The 17521-nt window shown below is 71.1% G+C and carries 14 protein-coding genes; 6 read left to right on the top strand and 8 right to left on the bottom strand.

The window, feature by feature from the left end; translation table 11 throughout:
• Window positions 1–1404, bottom strand: coding sequence for a chymotrypsin family serine protease (locus HNR14_RS10525; protein ID WP_179700997.1), 1404 nt, complete (start codon window positions 1402–1404; stop codon window positions 1–3).
• A 223-nt stretch (window positions 1405–1627) separates the two neighbouring features.
• On the opposite strand from HNR14_RS10525, the gene HNR14_RS10520 reads away from it, so the two are divergent.
• From HNR14_RS10520 to HNR14_RS10495, 6 genes are all read left to right on the top strand, one after another.
• Window positions 1628–2992: an alpha/beta hydrolase-fold protein gene (locus HNR14_RS10520; RefSeq protein ID WP_179700996.1), complete on the top strand. Its 1365-nt coding sequence runs from the start codon at window positions 1628–1630 to the stop codon at window positions 2990–2992.
• Between the two features lie 156 nt (window positions 2993–3148).
• A complete protein-coding gene (locus HNR14_RS10515; protein ID WP_179700995.1) occupies window positions 3149–4474 on the top strand; it encodes an efflux RND transporter periplasmic adaptor subunit in 1326 nt (441 codons plus the stop codon).
• Window positions 4467–5177, top strand: a complete 711-nt coding sequence (locus tag HNR14_RS10510; RefSeq protein WP_179700994.1) for an ABC transporter ATP-binding protein — start codon at window positions 4467–4469, stop codon at window positions 5175–5177. Before HNR14_RS10515 ends, HNR14_RS10510 begins: the two co-directional genes overlap by 8 nt.
• The gene (locus HNR14_RS10505) at window positions 5174–6406 is read left to right on the top strand and encodes an ABC transporter permease (protein WP_179700993.1); all 1233 of its coding nucleotides are present in this window, start codon (window positions 5174–5176) and stop codon (window positions 6404–6406) included. Before HNR14_RS10510 ends, HNR14_RS10505 begins: the two co-directional genes overlap by 4 nt.
• Window positions 6407–6443: 37 nt before the next feature.
• A complete protein-coding gene (locus HNR14_RS10500; RefSeq protein ID WP_179700992.1) occupies window positions 6444–7328 on the top strand; it encodes a DUF5666 domain-containing protein in 885 nt (294 codons plus the stop codon).
• Window positions 7325–9469 (top strand): efflux RND transporter periplasmic adaptor subunit, encoded by a 2145-nt coding sequence (locus HNR14_RS10495; RefSeq protein ID WP_179700991.1) that lies wholly within the window; start codon window positions 7325–7327, stop codon window positions 9467–9469. Before HNR14_RS10500 ends, HNR14_RS10495 begins: the two co-directional genes overlap by 4 nt.
• Before the next feature lie 375 nt (window positions 9470–9844).
• Here HNR14_RS10495 and HNR14_RS10490 read toward each other — a convergent pair whose 3' ends face one another.
• From HNR14_RS10490 to HNR14_RS10460, 7 genes are all read right to left on the bottom strand, one after another.
• Complete coding sequence (locus HNR14_RS10490) at window positions 9845–11035, bottom strand: glycine C-acetyltransferase (RefSeq protein ID WP_179700990.1); 1191 nt, start codon at window positions 11033–11035, stop codon at window positions 9845–9847.
• Window positions 11035–12078 carry an L-threonine 3-dehydrogenase gene (gene tdh / locus HNR14_RS10485; protein ID WP_179700989.1) on the bottom strand — a complete coding sequence of 348 codons (1044 nt, stop codon included), beginning with the start codon at window positions 12076–12078 and terminating at the stop codon, window positions 11035–11037. Before tdh ends, HNR14_RS10490 begins: the two co-directional genes overlap by 1 nt.
• A gap of 105 nt (window positions 12079–12183) precedes the next feature.
• Entirely contained in the window at window positions 12184–13380 is a 1197-nt protein-coding gene (locus tag HNR14_RS10480; protein ID WP_179700988.1) for a Gfo/Idh/MocA family oxidoreductase, read from the bottom strand.
• Window positions 13381–13447: 67 nt separating this feature from the next.
• The gene (locus HNR14_RS10475; protein ID WP_179700987.1) at window positions 13448–14479 is read right to left on the bottom strand and encodes a LacI family DNA-binding transcriptional regulator; all 1032 of its coding nucleotides are present in this window, start codon (window positions 14477–14479) and stop codon (window positions 13448–13450) included.
• Window positions 14480–14488: 9 nt separating this feature from the next.
• The gene (locus tag HNR14_RS10470) at window positions 14489–15316 is read right to left on the bottom strand and encodes a carbohydrate ABC transporter permease (RefSeq protein WP_179700986.1); all 828 of its coding nucleotides are present in this window, start codon (window positions 15314–15316) and stop codon (window positions 14489–14491) included.
• Window positions 15309–16217: an ABC transporter permease subunit gene (locus tag HNR14_RS10465; protein WP_179700985.1), complete on the bottom strand. Its 909-nt coding sequence runs from the start codon at window positions 16215–16217 to the stop codon at window positions 15309–15311. The genes HNR14_RS10470 and HNR14_RS10465 overlap by 8 nt, the downstream gene beginning before the upstream one ends.
• A 3-nt stretch (window positions 16218–16220) precedes the next feature.
• Complete coding sequence (locus tag HNR14_RS10460) at window positions 16221–17480, bottom strand: ABC transporter substrate-binding protein (protein ID WP_179700984.1); 1260 nt, start codon at window positions 17478–17480, stop codon at window positions 16221–16223.
• Window positions 17481–17521: the final 41 nt, after the last annotated feature.

The raw sequence follows: 17521 nt of genomic DNA, 5'->3' as shown, positions 1-17521 counted from the left end.
CTAGGGGTCGAGACGGTAGATCGCGGACGCGGCCGCGCCGACGGGGTTCCCGTTCGTCGACGGATCCGATCCGAGCCGGACCGCGTAACGCATCGCGGTCCCCTGCGCGGGGATGCTCAGCGTGACGTACCCGTCCGCGTCGGTCATGGCGCTCTCGCCGATCTCGTACGCGTTCGAGCCGACCGGGTAGATCTGCGTGCGTACGGCACGCCCCACGATCGGATCACCCGCGGCCGAGGTCGCGCGTGCGCGCACCGTGATCGCCTCACCGTTCGCCACCGACACCGGGGCCTCGATCGTGACGATCGTCGGGGACACCGTGACCCACCGGCTCGCGACGGCCGGGACGGTCTCGTCACCCGCGAACCGGAGCGCGAAGTCGGCACGCGGCTTCGGCGGGCTCACCTCGACCTGCACGCGACCCCACATGTCCGTCGTCCCCGAACCCACGGGCGTGCTGCTTCCGGTCTGCAGGACGTCCACTTTCTTACCGGCCAGGACGGAACCGTCCGCGTCACGCAGCATCCCCGTGAGCGTGACCGTGCCGCCCGGGGTCGGATAGTAGGTCGACGGGTCGATGGTGAGGAACGGCCGGGCCAGCGCGGGATCGGTGGCGGGGGTCACGTTCAGGCCCGACGCGATTCGCCACGCCGGGACGGCGTAGAGCATGGAGCCGGTGGGCGAACCGTTGAGCGACGGCCCGTCGAGCACGCCGCCGCGGATCATCCCGAGATACATGAATGCGCCACCCTCGGTCACCTTCCACACCGCTCCCCCGGAGTCGCCGTTGCCGACGATCAGACCATCGGGGCGATCGCTCTGCCCGACCACCAGGGTGTCACCCGTCGCGATGATCCGGCCGCAGATGACGCCGCTCGCTGCGCCGGGTATGTCGGGGGCGGGGATCACGTTCGCGACCCGCTGCCCGTCCGCCCCTCGGCTGAGCGGGCTCCACCCGGTCCGGCACACCCGGTCGCCCGGACGGGTGTCGGCCGGGCCTTTGGCCGCCGACTGGAACATCGACCGGTAATCGTCGCTCAGCGCCACCGCGGGGTTGCCACCCCACTCGGATCCGACGGGGCGCAGCAGAGCGACGTCGATCGCGGACGAGCTGTGCCCCGGGATGACGGAGACCTTCGACGACGCTCCCATCGCGTCGCTGAGGGACCACGCGGTCGTGCTGCTGTCCCCGACGCCGTGGCGAGCCGTGACGAGACCGACGGCCCCCTCCGCCGTGGAGTACGGGACCCCCGCGGTCTGTCCCTGCAGCTTGAAGACACCGGACGCCGTCGCGAGCGGATCTGCCGCCCGCGATCCGGCCTCGTCCGCCTGCGCGGGGCTCGCGCCGATGACGCACGCCACCGCCAGCAATCCCGCCGCCCCTATCCATCGCCTACGTCGCATCGATTCCTCGTCTCCGATTCCCGATGGCCCGCTGTCGCTCCGACAGCATGGTGACCACCGAAGGAATACGATATCGGCAATATATGCATGCAAAACCATGCATGGGAGGGTCGGGACCGCGCGCCGCCGGCCTGAGCCGACTCTCACCCGCTTCGGGCGACTTTTCACCTGCTCCCTGCTGTCGTCGCCGGGACGCGCGGTGCCGTGCGCATAGGGTGGAGACGTGGGGATCCTCGCCTGGCTGAGCCTGGCGCTCGCGATCGTCTGCGCCTATCCGGCCTGGCGATTCGCTCGACGCGCCTGGCACTTCCGCGCGCGCCCGACCGTCATCGCCGTGATCGTGACGCAGGTGCTGGCCCTGGTCGTGCTGACGCTGCTCGCCCTCCTCACCCCGCGGCCCGACCTCGGCGGCCTCGGCTGGTTCGCGATCGGGCTCGCCGCCCTGCTCTTCCCGCTCGCGCTGGGCGACGCGCTCCAGACCACGCGCCTGCGCGCGGTCGCCGTCGTGGTCGCCGCGGTCGCCGGCCTGCTGACGGCCGGGATCTCGGTGGTGGCCGCCGCTCCCGCGTTCGCCACCGCGACGGTCGCCGGACGGCACATCCCGGCGACCGAGACGACGCTCGCCGAGGGCTACCAGCTGGCCGTGCACATCCCGCCGACGGCCTCCGGCTTCTCCTCCCGCGACGCGCACCTGTTCGTGCCGTCCGGGTGGATCCGCGACCCGTCGAGCACCCGCCCGATCGTCATCATGATGATGGGCCAGCCGGGCAACCCGACCCTCGGGGCGACGCTCGACGCCCTGCACTCGCTCGGCACGGAACGCCTCGACGACGCTCCGTTCGTGCTCGTCGTCGACCAGCTCGGCGCCAACGACAAGAACCCGCCCTGCAGCAACACCTCCGCCGGGCAGCTCGAGACGTTCCTGACGGAGGACGTGCCGAACTGGGTGACGGCCGAGCTCCCCGTCTCGCACGACCGCGCCGACTGGGCGATCGCCGGCTTCTCCCACGGCGGGGAGTGCGCCGCCTACCTCGGTGCGAAGCATCCCGACCTCTGGGCGAACGTCATCGACGTCTCCGGCCCCGACAAGCCCGGCGAGTACCGCTCCGACCGCACCCGCGCGAAGTATTACGACGACAGCGAGGCCGAGTACGAGAAGTACTGGCCCGCGAAGGTGATGGCCTCGACCAGCTACGCCGACCACCCCATGCGCGGCATCTTCGTCGCCGGCGCAGAGGACGACCACTTCCGGCCGCAGGTCGAGGACACCGCGACCGCCGCCGAGAACGCCGGCTGGAAGGTCACGTACTGGGCCGTGCCGGGCGAGGGCCACTCCGGGCCGACTCTCACCAAGGGCCTGGCCACGGCTTACAACCAGCTCATCCCGCTCTGGCTGGAGTCGGGCGCGATCACCACCGGCGACCGCTTCCTCTGCCAGCCCGACCAGCCCAACCGCTCCTGCGGGGTGACGCAGGTGACGGCCGTGGCCGGCACGATCGCCATCGTCGACCTGGGGATGCTCGCCGTCTTCCTCAGCGCCCAGCTGCTGCTCTTCTTCGGCAACCGCGGCCGTCGAGTGGTCGAATAGTCCGCCTTCTCGGCCCTTTTCCCGCGACATATCGCCTTCTCGCGCGTCCTGAAGGGACGCTCAGGAAGCGCATAGGCGGGTGAACGGGCGCGCATAAGACCCCTTCCTACGCTCGGTTTCTGCCCCGACGGGCGGGCGCATGGAAGGAACACCCGAATGAAGCGGACTCTCGCGCGGATCAGACCGCGCACCTGGATCATCACGGCGGCCGTCGTGGTCGCGGTCGTCGGGGGTGGGGCTGTCTACTGGTTCGGCTTCGCCCTCCCGGCCCAGGCCACCTCCTCGCAGCCGGCCACCCGGACGGTGCAGGCCAGCACCCAGACCCTGCAGAAGACGGTCAGCGCGACCGGCACGCTGTCGCCGACTGTGTCGGAGGACGTGAACTTCCTCCCCTCCGGCACGGTCACCGCGGTGAACGTCGCCGCCGGGGCGACGGTCACGGCGGGCGAGGTTCTCGCTACGGTCGACACCGTCTCGGCCAACGCGACCCTCCTGCAGGCCAAGGCGGATCTCGCCTCGGCGCAGGCGAAGCTCTCGGACGCGCAGGACGCCTCGACCGGCAGCACCACCGACGTGGCGGCTGTCGCCGCGGCGCAGGCGCAGGTCACCTCGGCCCAGTCGTCCGTCGACACCGCGCAGACCGCGCTCGACGGCACCACCCTGGTCGCCCCGGTCGCGGGACTCGTCACCGCGGTGAACGTCGCGGTCGGCGACGCGGTCACCGGCACGTCCGGCAGCACGAGCAGTTCGAGCAGTTCGGGGTCCGGCGCATCCAGCGGGTCCGGCGGGTCCACGGGCGGCGGCGCGACAGGCGGCACGGGCACGACCGGCAGCGGGACCGGCTCCTCCACCTCCACCTCGACCTCCACCGCGCAGTTCACGATCGTCGGCACCGGGTCGTGGGAGGTCGACCTCACCGTGAGCGCCTCCGACCTGAAGTCGATCGCTAAGAACGACCAGGTCGAGCTCTCCACGTCTGACAACGACTCCTTCTTCGGCACCGTGACCTCCATCGGCCAGCTGCCGTCGACCACGTCCGGGAGCGCCGCCTACCCCGTCGTCGTCTCGGTGACCGGGTCGCCCGAGAACCTCTACGACGGTGTGAGCGTGACGGCCGCGATCGTCTACGAGCGCCGCACCGACGTGCTCACCGTCCCGAGCGCCGCGATCACGACGGCGAACGGGAAATCCACCGTGACGAAGGTCGTCGACGGCAAGGACGTCACCACCGACGTCACCGTGGGTGAGACCTCCGGCACCGTGACCGAGATCACCAAGGGCCTGAGCTCCGGGGACTCGGTGCTCGTCACGGTCTTCACGCCCGGCTCGGGCACCGGCACCGGCGGCTCGACCGGCCAGACCGGGCAGACCGGCCAGCAAGGGCAGTTCCCCGGCGGCGGCGAAGGCTTCACGGGCGGCGGCGAAGGCGGCCAGTTCCCGGGCGGCGGACAGACCGGGAACGGGGGCACCCGCAATGGCTGAGCTCTCGCCCGCCGTCTCGCCCGTCATCGAGCTCACCGGCGCGCGCAAGATGTACCGCAGCGGCAGCATCGAGTTCGAGGCCCTGCGTGGCATCGACCTGCTCATCCACGAAGGTGAGTACGTCGCTGTGATGGGGCCCTCCGGCTCCGGCAAGTCGACGATCATGAACGTGCTCGGCTGCCTCGACGTGCTCTCCGAGGGCGCCTACCGCCTCGGCGGCCAGGATGTGGAGGATCTGGACGAGACCGAGCTCGCAGCCATCCGCAACCAGCGCATCGGCTTCGTGTTCCAGCAGTTCAACCTCCTCCCCTCCCTCTCAGCCCAGAAGAACGTCGAGCTGCCGCTCGTCTACGCCGGGGTCCCGGTGGAGGAGCGCCGCGAGCGCTCCCGGGCCTCCCTCGAACGCGTCGGTCTCGGCGACCGCCTGCAGAACCGGCCGGGTGAGCTCTCGGGCGGCCAGCAGCAGCGCGTCGCCGTCGCCCGCGCCCTCGTCGGCGAGCCGACCCTGATCCTGGCGGACGAGCCGACGGGAAACCTCGACTCTGTCTCGACGGAGGACGTGCTCGCGCTCTTCGACGAGCTGCACGAGGCCGGCCGCACGATCGTGCTGATCACCCACGAGCTGGAGGTCGCCGAGCGGGCCCGCCGCATCGTGCGGGTGCGCGACGGGCAGATCCTCCGCGACGAGGTGAATGCGGCATGAACTGGAACGAGACCCTCCACACCAGCTGGTCGGCCATCCGCGCGCACACCCTGCGCTCGGTCCTGACCGTGCTGGGGATCCTGATCGGGATCGCCGCCGTCATCCTCACGGTCGGCCTCGGCCTCGGCACCCAGAAGGACGTGAGCGCGCAGATCAGCGCCCTCGGCAGCAACCTGCTCATCGTCTCGCCGGGCAGCAGCACCGACTCGAGCGGGGTGCGCGGCGGCTTCGGCTCGGGCACAACGCTGACCCTCTCGGACGCCGACGCTCTCGCGTCGAAGGTCAACGCGCCCGACATCGCGGGCGTCGCGGCCGAGAAGTCGACCCAGACCTCCCTCGTCTACGGCGACACGAACTGGACCACGACGGTGACCGGCGTGACGAGCTCGTGGCTGGACGTGCGGTCGCGGACGGTCGCGCGCGGCGCGTTCTTCACGGCTGCGCAGCAGTCGTCGGGCGCCCGGGTCGTCGTGCTCGGCTCCGAGACGGCGCAGGAGCTCTTCGGCTCCGAGAACGTCGTGGGCCAGTCGGTGACCATCGGCAACACCACCTACAGCGTGATCGGCGTGCTGGCGTCGGCCGGCTCCGACACGTCGAGCAACCTCGACGACGTCGCGATCGTGCCGATGACGACGGCCGCCGACGACGTGATCGGCGGGACGAACACCTCCAGCGTCTCGACGATCTACATCCAGGCCGCCGATGCCGACCGGCTCAGCGCGGCCTACCAGGAGGCGCAATCGGTGCTGCTCAACGCGCACTCCATCACCAGCACCGACGACGCGGACTTCACGATCAGCAGTCAGGACGCCCTGGTCAGCACCGCGACCTCCGTCTACCAGACGCTGACCGTGCTGCTCACGGGCATCGCGGCGCTCTCCCTGCTGGTAGGCGGCATCGGGGTGATGAACATCATGCTCGTCTCCGTCACCGAGCGCACCCGCGAGATCGGGTTGCGCAAGGCGATCGGGGCACCGCCCGCGGCGATCCGCACGCAGTTCCTGGTGGAGGCCGCCATCCTCGGCCTGACCGGCGGCGTGCTCGGCTCGGTGCTGGGCGTGGCCGCGGCACTCGTGCTGCCCGCGCTGATCGGCAGCTCGGTGGTCATCTCGCCCGTCGCGCTCGGCCTCTCCATCGCCGTCTCCCTCGCCATCGGCCTGGTGTTCGGCGTCTATCCGGCAGCGCGCGCCGCGCGCCTGGCCCCCATCGACGCGCTCCGCTCCGAGTGAGCGCCCCCTCTCGTCCCGACCCGCAAGGAGAACCACGATGAAGACATCCACCCGCCGAGCCGCCGCGGTGATCGCCGCCCTCGGCTTCGGCGCCCTCGCCCTCACGGGATGCGCCGCCGCCACGGCGAGCAGCGCCTCCACCACCGCGGCCCCGCAGCAGCAGGGCCAGCAGGGCGGCGGAGGCGTGACCGGCGAGATCGCCGCCGTCGACGGCACCACGCTCCAGGTGCAGTCGACGACCGAGCAGACCGCCGTGACCTACACCGACGCCACCACCATCACACAGCGCGTGACCGCCGCACTCACCGACGTGACGAACGGATCGTGCATCAGCGCGTTCACCGGCGGCACGGGGTCGTCGACCTCCACCTCGTCGTCCTCCTCGACGGCCGCGACGACGGTCTCCATCAGCGCGGCCGTCGACGGCGCGTGCACGGCAGGCGGGTTCGGCGGGATGGGAGGCGGCGGCACACCGCCGACCGGCGCACCCAGCGGGTCGGCCGAGGGTGGCTCCGGCCAGCGGCCCACGGACGCCCCCACCGGTGCGCCCGGCGGCGCGGGCGGCGGTGGCGCGGGCGGCTTCGGCGGCATGACCTCCGGTCTCGTCACCGCGGTCGACGGCTCGACCATCACCGTCACCTCGACGGCGCAGGACGGCACGACCTCCACGAAGACCGTCACGGTCGACGACAGCACCACCTACACGACGACGCAGGCGGCCACCGCGGACGCCCTGACCGCCGGCCGGTGCGTCATGGCCAGCGGCACGGCCGACTCCTCGGGAGGCTACGCGGCGACCGCGCTCGTCGTCTCGGACAAGGGTGCCGACGGCTGCACCCAGGCCGGACCCGGCGGCGGCCGGCCGGGCGGCACGGGAAGCGACTCCGGCACCGGGACCGGCACGAACGGCGGCGGAGCATGAGCCCCGCGACCAAGCGCCCCGCCGCGCGCCGGCGGCGCCGCACCGTCGTGATCGCCTCGGTGGCGACCCTCGCGCTCTGCGCGGTCGGCGGCGGCGTCGCCTGGGCGGCGAGCGGCAACGGCGGCGCGAACTACCGCACCGCCGCCGCCGCGAAGGCGTCGGTCACGCAGACCACCACGCTCACCGGCACCGTCGCCTCGGCGACCCGCCGCGACCTGGCCTTCCAGGTCGGCGGAACGGTCAGCGCCGTCCCGGTCGCGATCGGGGACACAGTCACGGCGGGGCAGACTCTGGCGACGCTCGACACGACCGACCTGGAGGCGGCGGTCACCTCGGCGCAGCAGGCGGTGTCGGATGCCGAGGAGACCCTCGCGACAGACCTCGCGTCGCAGTCGGGGACGAGCACGAGCTCGAGCGCCGGCTCGAGCGCCAGCTCGTCCGGCTCGTCCGGCTCGTCCGGTTCCTCCGGCTCGTCCGCGTCGGGATCCACCGCTTCGTCGGGCGGATCCGGCACCACGACTGCCTCCACCGGCGCGACCGCGGCCGTGCCGAGCACCGGCACCGGGACGGGCAACGGCTCGGGCACCGGGACCGCCGGCGGCTCCTCGTCCGGCGTCTCTGCCGAGACCACCGCCGCCATCGCCGCCGTCACCGACGCGCAGACGAAGCTGCTCGCGCAACTGACGGCCGCCTCCACCGCGCTGACGGACACCGACACCCTCGTCGCCACCAGTTCGACCACGTGCCAACCGTTCCTGGAGGCCGCACTCGACGACGCGACGGACGGCACGGGGACGGGCACGGGGACGGGCACCGACGGTTCCGGCTCCACGACCGACGGCAGCGGCACCTCCGGAACCGACACGTCGGGTGCAGACACGTCGGGAACCGACACCTCGGGCACCGACACGTCCGGCACGTCGACGGACGGCAGCGGCACCGCGACCTCCGGAAGCTCCGGGACCTCCGCGGCCGACCAGCTCCAGGCGGCGAAGGACGCGCTGGCCTCCTGCCAGACCGCGATCACCGCTGCCCTGGCCAGCCAGCAGACCACCACCGACGCGCAGAACGCCGTCACGCCGCTGGCCACGAAACTGGACGACGCCGTCGCCGCGCTGCAGAAGGTGCTCGCGGGCGGTACGACCGGGTCGGGTTCGACCGGAGGTTCGACGGGCTCCGGTTCGACGGGCTCCGGCTCGACAGGCTCCGGCTCCACCGGTTCCGGCTCGACCGGTTCCGGATCGACAGGCGCCGGCTCCACCGGCAGCGGATCGACAGGGACGGGCGCTTCCGGCGGCTCGGGCAGCGGCACGGGCGGCGCCTCCGGCACGGCAGCGACCGGCTCCGGCACCGGCACCACGCAGGTCGCGTCGGCGGCGACCATCGTGGCCGACAACGCCGCGATCGACGCCGCGAAGGCCGCCCTCGCTCTCGCGCAGAGCAAGGTCGCCCTCGCGACGCTCACCAGCCCGGTCTCGGGCACCGTCGCGGCCGTTTCCCTCGCCACCGGCGACGCCGTCTCGGCCGGCTCCACGACGGCGGTCATCTCGGTGATCGGCACCAACGGTTTCGTGGTCGACTCGTCCGTCGGCCTCAGCACCGTCGCCACCCTGGAGGTCGGGCAGAGCGTCGCCGTCACGGTCTCCGGATCGACGAAGGCGCTCGCCGGCACGGTCAGCTCCATCGGCGTCGTCGACACAGCCACCGACTCCTCGACCCCGAGCTACACGGTGACCACGGCCATCACGGATACGAAGGCCGACCTCCTCAACGGCGCGAGCGCCAGCGCGGTCGTCACCATCGCGAAGACGGCCGACGTGCTCACGGTCCCGACCTCCGCCCTCCACCGCGACGGCACGAAGTACACCGTCGATGTGCTGAAAGACGGTAAATCGGTCGCCACCACCGTCACCGTCGGCGCGAAGGGCACCGACCGCACCGAGATCACGAAGGGCCTGAGCACCGGCTCCGAGGTGATCCTGGCGGACCTCACCTCGACGACGACGGGCGACAGCTCGAACTCGTCCACCACCTCCGGAGGGCTCAGTGGCCTGGGCGGCCAGTCCAGCACCTCCGGCGGCCCGGGCGGACAGGGCGGCCCTCCGGCCGGCTTCACCGGAGGCGCCCCCAGCCGCGGCTGACCGGGAGCGAACACGGGGCGGACGTGAGGAGGGCTCGCGTCCGCCCCGATGCGCGTCCGCCCCGATGCGCGTCCGCGGGCGACGCCGCGGTCGCGCGTGCCGCGCCGCGGAACGACTGCGGTCACGAGTGCCGCGCGGCGGGACGCTTGCGGTCGCGCGAGCGGCCGCAAACGTCCCGGGAGGGCGCAGTCGCGGCTCCAGCGGCTGGCCGGCGGGGCCGCCGGCAGGCTGCGCGACCGGCCACGCGAGGCGGTCGCCGGCGCGGTCGCGAGTGCTGCGCGGCGGTACGTTTGCGGTCGCGCGAGCGGCCGCAAACGTACCGGGAGGGCGCAGTCGCGCTGGGCGGGCGGCCGCCGCACCGCGCCACGCGCGCCGTCAGGCGGCGGCGACGGCCTCCCGCGCCGCGGCGAACGCGGCCACGCAGCGCCGTATCTCGTCGTCGGTGTGCGCCGCCGACAGCTGCACGCGGATTCGTGCCTCGCCGCGGGGGACCACCGGGAACGAGAACGCGGTGACGTACACGCCGTGCTTCTGCATCTCGTCGGCGATCCGGCCGGTGAGCGCCGCGTCGTGGAACATGACCGGGACGATGGGATGCTCGCCCGGCAGGAGGTCGAAGCCCGCCTCGGTCATCAGCTCGCGGAAGAGGCGCGCATTGGCGACGAGCTGCGCCCGGAGGTCGTCGGAGCTCTCGAGCAGGTCGAGGGCCGCCAGCGTGCCCGCGACGATCGAGGGCGCCAGCGTGTTCGAGAACAGGTACGGGCGGGAGCGCTGGCGCAGCAGGTCCACGATCTCCTGGCGCGACGAGACGTAGCCTCCGGAGGCCCCGCCGAGCGCCTTGCCGAAGGTGCCGGTGTAGATGTCGACGCGGTCGGCGACGCCGCAGAACTCGGGCGTTCCGCGGCCGTGCTCGCCGACGAACCCGACGGCGTGAGAGTCGTCGACGAAGACCAGCGCGCCGAACTCGTCGGCCAGGTCGCAGATCTCGCGCAGCGGGGCGATGTACCCGTCCATCGAGAAAACGCCGTCCGTGACGATGACCGTGAACCGGGCGCCGGCCTCCCGCGCGGCCTCGAGCTGCGTGCGCAGGTCGTCCATGTCGCGGTTGCGGTAGCGGAACCGCTGCGCCTTCGAGAGCCGGATGCCGTCGATGATCGAAGCGTGGTTGAGCGCATCGGAGACGATCGCGTCCTCCGGGCCGAACAGCGTCTCGAAGACCCCGCCGTTGGCGTCGAAGCACGAGGAGTAGAGGATGGTCGACTCGGTGCCGAGGAACCGCGACACCCGCCGCTCCAGCTCCAGATGCTGCTCCTGCGTGCCGCAGATGAAGCGCACGCTGGCCATCCCGTAGCCCCAGTCGTCCAGGGCGGTCTTGGCCGCATCCCGCAGCGCAGGATGATCGGCGAGGCCCAGATAGTTGTTGGCGCAGAAGTTGAGCACCTCGGCGCCGTCGGCGGTGATCTGCGCCGACTGCGGACCGTGGATGCTGCGCTCGCGCTTGGTGAGGCCCGCGGCCTCGATCTCGTCCAGCTGCGTGGCCAGGTGGTCGCGGAATGTGCCGTACATCAGAGCTCCGTCCAGTCGAGGATGACCTTGCCGCCGCCGGCCGACGCGGCCGCGGCGAACCCCTTCTCCCAGTCCCGGGCGGGGAACCGGTCCGAGACGATCGAGGCGATCGCGTCGTGCAGAGTGGTCGAGGTCTGCAGCATCGCGCCCATCGCGTTCCACGTCTCGAACATCTCGCGCCCGTAGATGCCCTTCAGCGTGAGCATGTGGGTGACGACGATCCCCCAGTCGACCGCGATCTGCTGCGACGGGAGGCCGAGCATCGCGATGCGGCCGCCGTGGTTCATGTTCTCGATCATCTGCGGCAGCGCGGTCGGCGCTCCGCTCATCTCGAAGCCGACATCGAAGCCCTCGCGCATCCCGAGCGCCGTCTGCGCCTCGCGGATGTCGGAGCGGGAGACGTCGACGGTGTAGTCGGCGCCCATCCCCTGCGCCAGAGCGAGCCGCTGTGCGCTGACGTCGGTGCCGACGATGAAGCGGGCGCCCACGTGCCGCGCGACGGCGATCGCCATCAGGCCGATGGGTCCGCAGCCGGTGACGAGCACGTCCTCGCCGACGACCGGGAAGGCGAGCGCCGTGTGCACGGCGTTGCCGAGCGGGTCGAACAGCGCGCCGACCTCGGGCTCGATCGCGCTGTGGTGCACCCAGACGTTCGTCGCCGGAAGCACGAGGAACTCGGCGAACGCGCCGTCCCGCTGCACGCCGACACCCTGGGTGCGGATGCACATCTGACGGCGCCCGGCACGGCAGTTGCGGCACGTGCCGCAGACGATGTGCCCCTCGCCCGACACCAGGTCGCCGACCGCGACGTCGCGGACGAGCGGCCCGACCTCGACGACCTCGCCGAAGAATTCGTGGCCCGGCACCAGCGGGGCGGCGACCGCGGAGGCGGCCCAGTCGTCCCAGCGCTGGATGTGCAGGTCGGTGCCGCAGATCCCGGTGCGCAGGATGCGGATCTTCACGTCCTCCGGCCCGGCCTCGGGCTCGGGGAGGTCGCGGAACTCGAGACCCGGTCCGGCCTCGCTCTTGAACAGGGCTTTCATAGCCACCTTCCTCGTCGACGTCCTTCGTGGGGCGCGTCAAGCGGAGTCGAACGCCCGTCCCCGGCCTCGTGAGCGTGGAGGGAGGAGCGTTTCGCCGCTGACAGCCTAGACCACCTCATCCTGCGCAGCTCCGTCTCTCCGCACCTGCCCGCCGTCGAAGTAGGCGCGCAGTTCCGGGCGCAGTTCGGGCACCGCGAGCAGGCCGCCATCGCCGCGGAGGGAGGCCGTCGCGACCACTCCCGCGGCGACCGCGTTGCGGGCGGCGACCGGGGAGGTGACGGTCGCGCCTCCCTCGCGCACGAAGGTCACGAACTCGTCGATCAGCAGCCGGTCGGCGCCGCCGTGGCCGCCCTCCGCCTCCGGGACGATGAACGTCTCGTCGCCCGGGGCCGCCCCCTCGTGCCGCCGGTTCCACAGGCGCACTTCGGCGCCCGGCTCGTCCCCGAAGTTCTCCAGCCGCCCCTCCGTCCCGATGACGGTGTAGTTGCGCCAGTAGTCGGGCGTGAAATGGCACTGCTGGTAGGAGGCGAGCGCGCCGCCCTCGAGGACGAGGTTGACCTGCGAGATGTCCTCGACATCGACCACCGGGTTGAGCCCTTCCGCCGCGGCCGGCGGCCAGTTGTCGAGGCTGAACCAGTCGTGCATGCGCTCGCCCGACCGGTCCCGCCGGTCCTGGATGCCGCCGTAGACGCTCAGCGAACCGATCGCCTGCACCCGGCGCGAGTAGCCCCCGCCGAGCCAGTGGATGACGTCGATGTCGTGGGCGCCCTTCTGCAACAGCAGTCCCACCGACTTCGAGCGGTCGGCGTGCCAGTCCTTGAAGTAGTAGTCGCCGCCGTTGCCGACGAAGTGGCGGCACCAGACGGCCTTGACCTCCCCGATCCGCCCCTCGTCGATGAGCCGCCGCATCAGCGTGATCACCGGCATGTGCCGCATGTTGTGGCCGACGTAGAGCCGTGAGCCCGTGCGGTACGCCGCCTCCAGGATGCGGTCGCAGTCGTCGATCGAGATCGCGAGCGGCTTCTCGCAGAACACGGCGACGCCGGCCTCCAGGGCGGGGACCGCCACGTCCGCGTGACGGTCGTCGGGGGTGAGGACCATCACGGCATCCACCCCGGCGGCGAGCAGCTCGCTCAGGCTCGCGGTGACGAGCGCGTCGGGGAAGGCCTCCGCCGCCTCCGCCCGCGATCGTTCGCTGAGATCGCAGACCGCGACGACGCGCGATCCGCCCCCCGGCCGATGGGCCTCCCGAGCGAGATGACCCCGCAACCCGAAGCCGACGACACCGATTCTGACGTCCACGAACACTCCTCACGTGACACAGGGAAAGAAAGTACTGAAGGAAAAGAAGGGAGGGCGCGGCGCCGACTCAGCCGGCCGTCGACGCGCGCACGAACAGGTCCCACTCGAAGGTGTGCAGCTCGCCACCACCCGGTTCGGCGGCCGCACCGAGCGCGCGGTCCACGATGATCCGCGCCTGCCGCCGGTAGAAGTCCGCCGGCCCGACCGTGGAGAGCCCCGGCTCGACCAGCTCCGCGTCGGGGGTGTTCCCGACTCCGATCACGGCCACATCCTCCGGTACCCGCAGGCCCAGCCGGTGCGCCGCGATCTCGACGGCGATCGCCGCGAAGTCCGTCGTCGCGTAGATCGCCGTGGGCCGGTCGTCCCGCGAGAGCAGGTCCACCGCCGCGCTGAACGCGCTGGCCTGGGTGTCCTCGAAGAAGGCGACCCGGTCCTCGCGGATCGGGAGGCCGCGCCGCAGCAGGGCGTCCCGGTACACCGAGTAGCGCGACTCCCCCGTCGACTCGTAGGACGGACTCGTGGTGAGGCAGCCGATCTCGGTGTGCCGCTCCAGCAGGTGCGCGACCGCCAGCCGGCAGCCCGGGATGGCGTCCGAGCGGATGACGTCGAAGCCGTCCGGCTCCAGCCGCTCGTCGAAGACCACGAGCCGCTGCCCGCTCTCGACCAGCGCCGCCAGCCTGCGCTGCGCCTCCACCCGGTCGGCACCGAGACCGTCGATGTAGACCACATCCGCCCGTTGCGCCTCCGACGCCGCGAACCAGTCGCCGTCGGCCAGGATCATGGTCGTGAGCCGATGCTCGTTCGCCGCCTCGTTGACCGCCGCCGCGACCGCCAGCGACCAGGGGTCGCTCAGCATGTGCAGCGAGAGGTGGACCAGCCCGGTGCGACCCGTACGTACGGCACGGGCCGAGGTGTTCGGCCGATAGCCGAGCCGCTCGACCGCATCGCGCACCCGCTCGACCGTCGCCTCGCTGACCCCGGGTCCTCCGCCGGAGCGACCGGAGAGCACGTACGACACCGTCGCCGTCGAGACCCCGGCCTCCTGGGCGACCGCCTTCATCGTGGGACGCCCGGGCTCCCGCTTCGCCTGCTCCGCCATACCGAGAACTCATCCCTTCGATCCCGAGAAGGCTATCCCCTGGATGAACTGCTTCTGGAGGAAGAGGAAGGTGATCAGCATCGGCAGGGCGGCGAGCAGCGCACCCGCCATCAGCACCGGGTAGTCGGTGCCGTGCAGGCCGACCAGCTGGGACAGCCCGACGGACAGCGGCATCCTGCTCGGATCGGTCGTCACCACGAGCGGCCAGAGCAGATCGTTCCACGACCACAGCACCGTGAAGACGGTCAGCGCGATGATGCCCGGCTTCGCGAGCGGGAGCATGATCCGCCAGAAGATCTGCCAGACGTTCGCGCCGTCGATGCGCGCCGCCTCCTCCAGCTCGGCCGGCATCGACAGGAAGAACTGCCGCATCAGGAAGGTGCCGAACGCGCTGAACAGGCCGGGGAGGATGAGGCCCTGCAGCGAGTTGAGCCAGCCCAGGGACTGGATGATCTCGTACTGCGGCAGCAGGTACAGCTGCGACGGCACCATCAGCACCGAGAGGAACAGCACGAACAGCGCGTTCCTGCCCCGGAACGGGATGCGCGCGAACCCGTACCCGGCCATCGTGCACAGCACGACCTGGCCGAGCGTCCTCCCGAGCGTGAGCACCACGGAGTTGACGAACATCAGCACGAACGGCATCGAGTCGAAGACCTTCGCGAAGTTGCCGAACTCCCACGGGCTGGGCAGCAGCTGCGGCGGCACCTGCACCGAGCCGGTGAAGGTCTTGAACGCGGTCAGCACCTGCCATACGAACGGGAAGACCATCACCACGGCTCCGAGCACGAGCAGGCCATGCACCAGCCAGGGCTGACGCCGCTTGACGTCATTCATAGTGCACCCACTTCTTCTGGAGCCGGAACTGCACGATGGTCAGCCCCAGGATGATGATCAGCAGCAGGAACGCGATCGCCGCCGCGTAGCCGCGGTCGTTGTCGATGAACCCGGCCTGGAAGAAGAGGTAGACGATCGTGCGGGTGTCCGGCAGGGCCGGGTTCGTGCGCCCGATCATCAGGTACACGAGGTCGAAGACCTGCAGCGACCCGATCACGTTGATCACGCTCACGAAGAAGATGCTCGGGCTGAGCATCGGCACCGTGATCGAGAAGAACTTCCGGATCGGTCCGGCGCCGTCGAGCGACGCCGCCTCCATCAGCGTGTCCGGGATGCCCTGCAGACCGGCGAGGAAGATCACGATGTTCGTGCCCAGCCCCGCCCAGATGCCCACCAGCGCCACCGCGTACAGGGCGGTCGCCGGGTTGGTCAGCCAGCTGCCGCCCTGGATGCCGACCACGTGCAGCGCCTGGTTGAGGATGCCGTAGTCGCCGTTGTAGAGCATCTTCCACACCAGCGCGATCGCCGCCGGCATCGTGACCACCGGCAGGAAGTACAGCATCCGGTAGACGCTCCTCCCCTTCAGCCCCGCCGTGTTGAGCAGGGCGGCGATGGCCACGGCCAGCGGGATGCCGACCAGCGCGATCAGCATGTAGATCGCCGTGTTGATCAGGGCCCGGCCGAGTGCCGGGTCCTCCGCGAGCCGCGCGTAGTTCTCCAGGCCGGCGAACGCCGACCCACCGAACGGTCCCGACTGGGTGAACGAGAGGATGAACGTGCGGACCGTCGGCCAGAGGTAGAAGACCAGGAGCCCGAGCGCGGTGGGCCCGATGAAGAGCAGCGCCCACCACGGCGAGGCGAAGGGTCCCCGCCGGCGACGGAGAGCGGTCGTCGCGGTCACCGGCTACTTCTTTTCCTTGTCGAGCGAGGCCTGCATCTTCTCGGCCAGTGTCGCGAGCCCTTCCTCGGGCGTGATGCTCAGTGCCCACACCTGCGACAGCGTCTGGTCCTGGACGGTCACCCACGCCGCCGTGTTGATGGAGGCGGGATACGGCACGGCCGTGTCGAGCGCGTCCGTGAAGACGCCGAGGTCGAACGACGGGTACGAGTCGATCCAGGCCTGCTGGGTCCCGTCGTAGGCGGGGATGACGGCGCCGCTGCTCGCCTGGATCTCGGCGGCCTCCTTGCCGGACGCGAAGGCGGCGAACTTCTTCGCGGCGTCCAGGTGCGGCGACTTCGCGTTCGCGACGTTCGCCAGGCCGTGCACCACCGACTGGTTGCCCGTCGGGCCGGTCGGGAGCGGTGCGACGCCCACGTGGTCCTTGATCGTGGCGTCCTGCCCGAACTTGTTGGCGCTCCACGAGCCGGACCAGTACATCGCGACCTTGCCCGAGAGGAAGGCGTCCTCCGGCGGGGTGTCGGTCATCTGCTGCTGGGTGGGCGAGACGCCGTCCGTGATCTGGTCGACCCAGAATCGGATGCCCTCGAGGGCCTCGGGCTCGCCGTAGCCGGTCTTCGTCCCGTCGTCGTCGATCACATATCCACCGGCCTGCGCGATGGTGTTGTAGTAGTTCTGCTGGTCGTTGAGCGCTGCGGCCGAACCCCAGACACCGGCCTCGGGGTTCGTCAGCGCCTTCGCCGTCGCGAGGTAGTCGTCCCAGGTCCAGCCCGCCTTCGGGTACGCCACGCCGGCCGCGTCGAAGAGAGCCTTGTCGTACCAGACCCCGATCGTGTCGAAGTCCTTGGGGACGCCGTAGAGCTTCCCCCCGTAGGTGTAGATGTCGGTCAGCCCCTCCGAGTACTTCGACGTGTCGACGCCGTCGAGCGGAGCGAGCACGCCGTTCGACGCGTAGAGCTTGCTGTTGGGACCGTTCATCCAGAACACGTCCGGGGCGCTGCCGCCCGTGACGGCCGTCTGCAGCTTCGTCCAGTACTGCGAGAACGGCGTGACCTGGATCTTCACCGAGACCCCCGGGTTCTCCTTCTCGAACGCGTCCGCGATCTTCTGCATCGCGGGCTTCTGCACCTGATCCCAGATGCCGTACTGGAGGGTGACGTCGCCGCCTCCTCCTCCCTCCGACGAGCAGGCCGCCAGGCCCGTCACGGCGAGGGCGGCCGCCGCCAGCAGGGCGGCGAGGCGTGAGCGGTTGTGGTGTCGAGGCATCCGTCTTCTCCTTTGAACAGCGGGTCCCGCCTCGGGCGTTA

Source organism: Leifsonia naganoensis (assembly GCF_013410615.1).
Lineage (GTDB): Bacteria > Actinomycetota > Actinomycetes > Actinomycetales > Microbacteriaceae > Leifsonia > Leifsonia aquatica.
This window is presented reverse-complemented; position numbering and strand designations above follow the sequence as displayed.

What these genes read in the sequence shown, in the direction of transcription:
- HNR14_RS10500 (WP_179700992.1), top strand. Translation starts at nt 6,444, where the DNA reads ATGAAGACATCCACCCGCCGAGCCGCCGCGGTGATCGCCGCCCTCGGC.
- HNR14_RS10505 (WP_179700993.1), top strand. Translation starts at nt 5,174, where the DNA reads ATGAACTGGAACGAGACCCTCCACACCAGCTGGTCGGCCATCCGCGCG.
- HNR14_RS10495 (WP_179700991.1), top strand. Translation starts at nt 7,325, where the DNA reads ATGAGCCCCGCGACCAAGCGCCCCGCCGCGCGCCGGCGGCGCCGCACC.
- HNR14_RS10460 (WP_179700984.1), bottom strand. Translation starts at nt 17,480, where the DNA reads ATGCCTCGACACCACAACCGCTCACGCCTCGCCGCCCTGCTGGCGGCG.
- HNR14_RS10475 (WP_179700987.1), bottom strand. Translation starts at nt 14,479, where the DNA reads ATGGCGGAGCAGGCGAAGCGGGAGCCCGGGCGTCCCACGATGAAGGCG.
- tdh (WP_179700989.1), bottom strand. Translation starts at nt 12,078, where the DNA reads ATGAAAGCCCTGTTCAAGAGCGAGGCCGGACCGGGTCTCGAGTTCCGC.
- HNR14_RS10515 (WP_179700995.1), top strand. Translation starts at nt 3,149, where the DNA reads ATGAAGCGGACTCTCGCGCGGATCAGACCGCGCACCTGGATCATCACG.
- HNR14_RS10490 (WP_179700990.1), bottom strand. Translation starts at nt 11,035, where the DNA reads ATGTACGGCACATTCCGCGACCACCTGGCCACGCAGCTGGACGAGATC.
- HNR14_RS10525 (WP_179700997.1), bottom strand. Translation starts at nt 1,404, where the DNA reads ATGCGACGTAGGCGATGGATAGGGGCGGCGGGATTGCTGGCGGTGGCG.
- HNR14_RS10470 (WP_179700986.1), bottom strand. Translation starts at nt 15,316, where the DNA reads ATGAATGACGTCAAGCGGCGTCAGCCCTGGCTGGTGCATGGCCTGCTC.
- HNR14_RS10510 (WP_179700994.1), top strand. Translation starts at nt 4,467, where the DNA reads ATGGCTGAGCTCTCGCCCGCCGTCTCGCCCGTCATCGAGCTCACCGGC.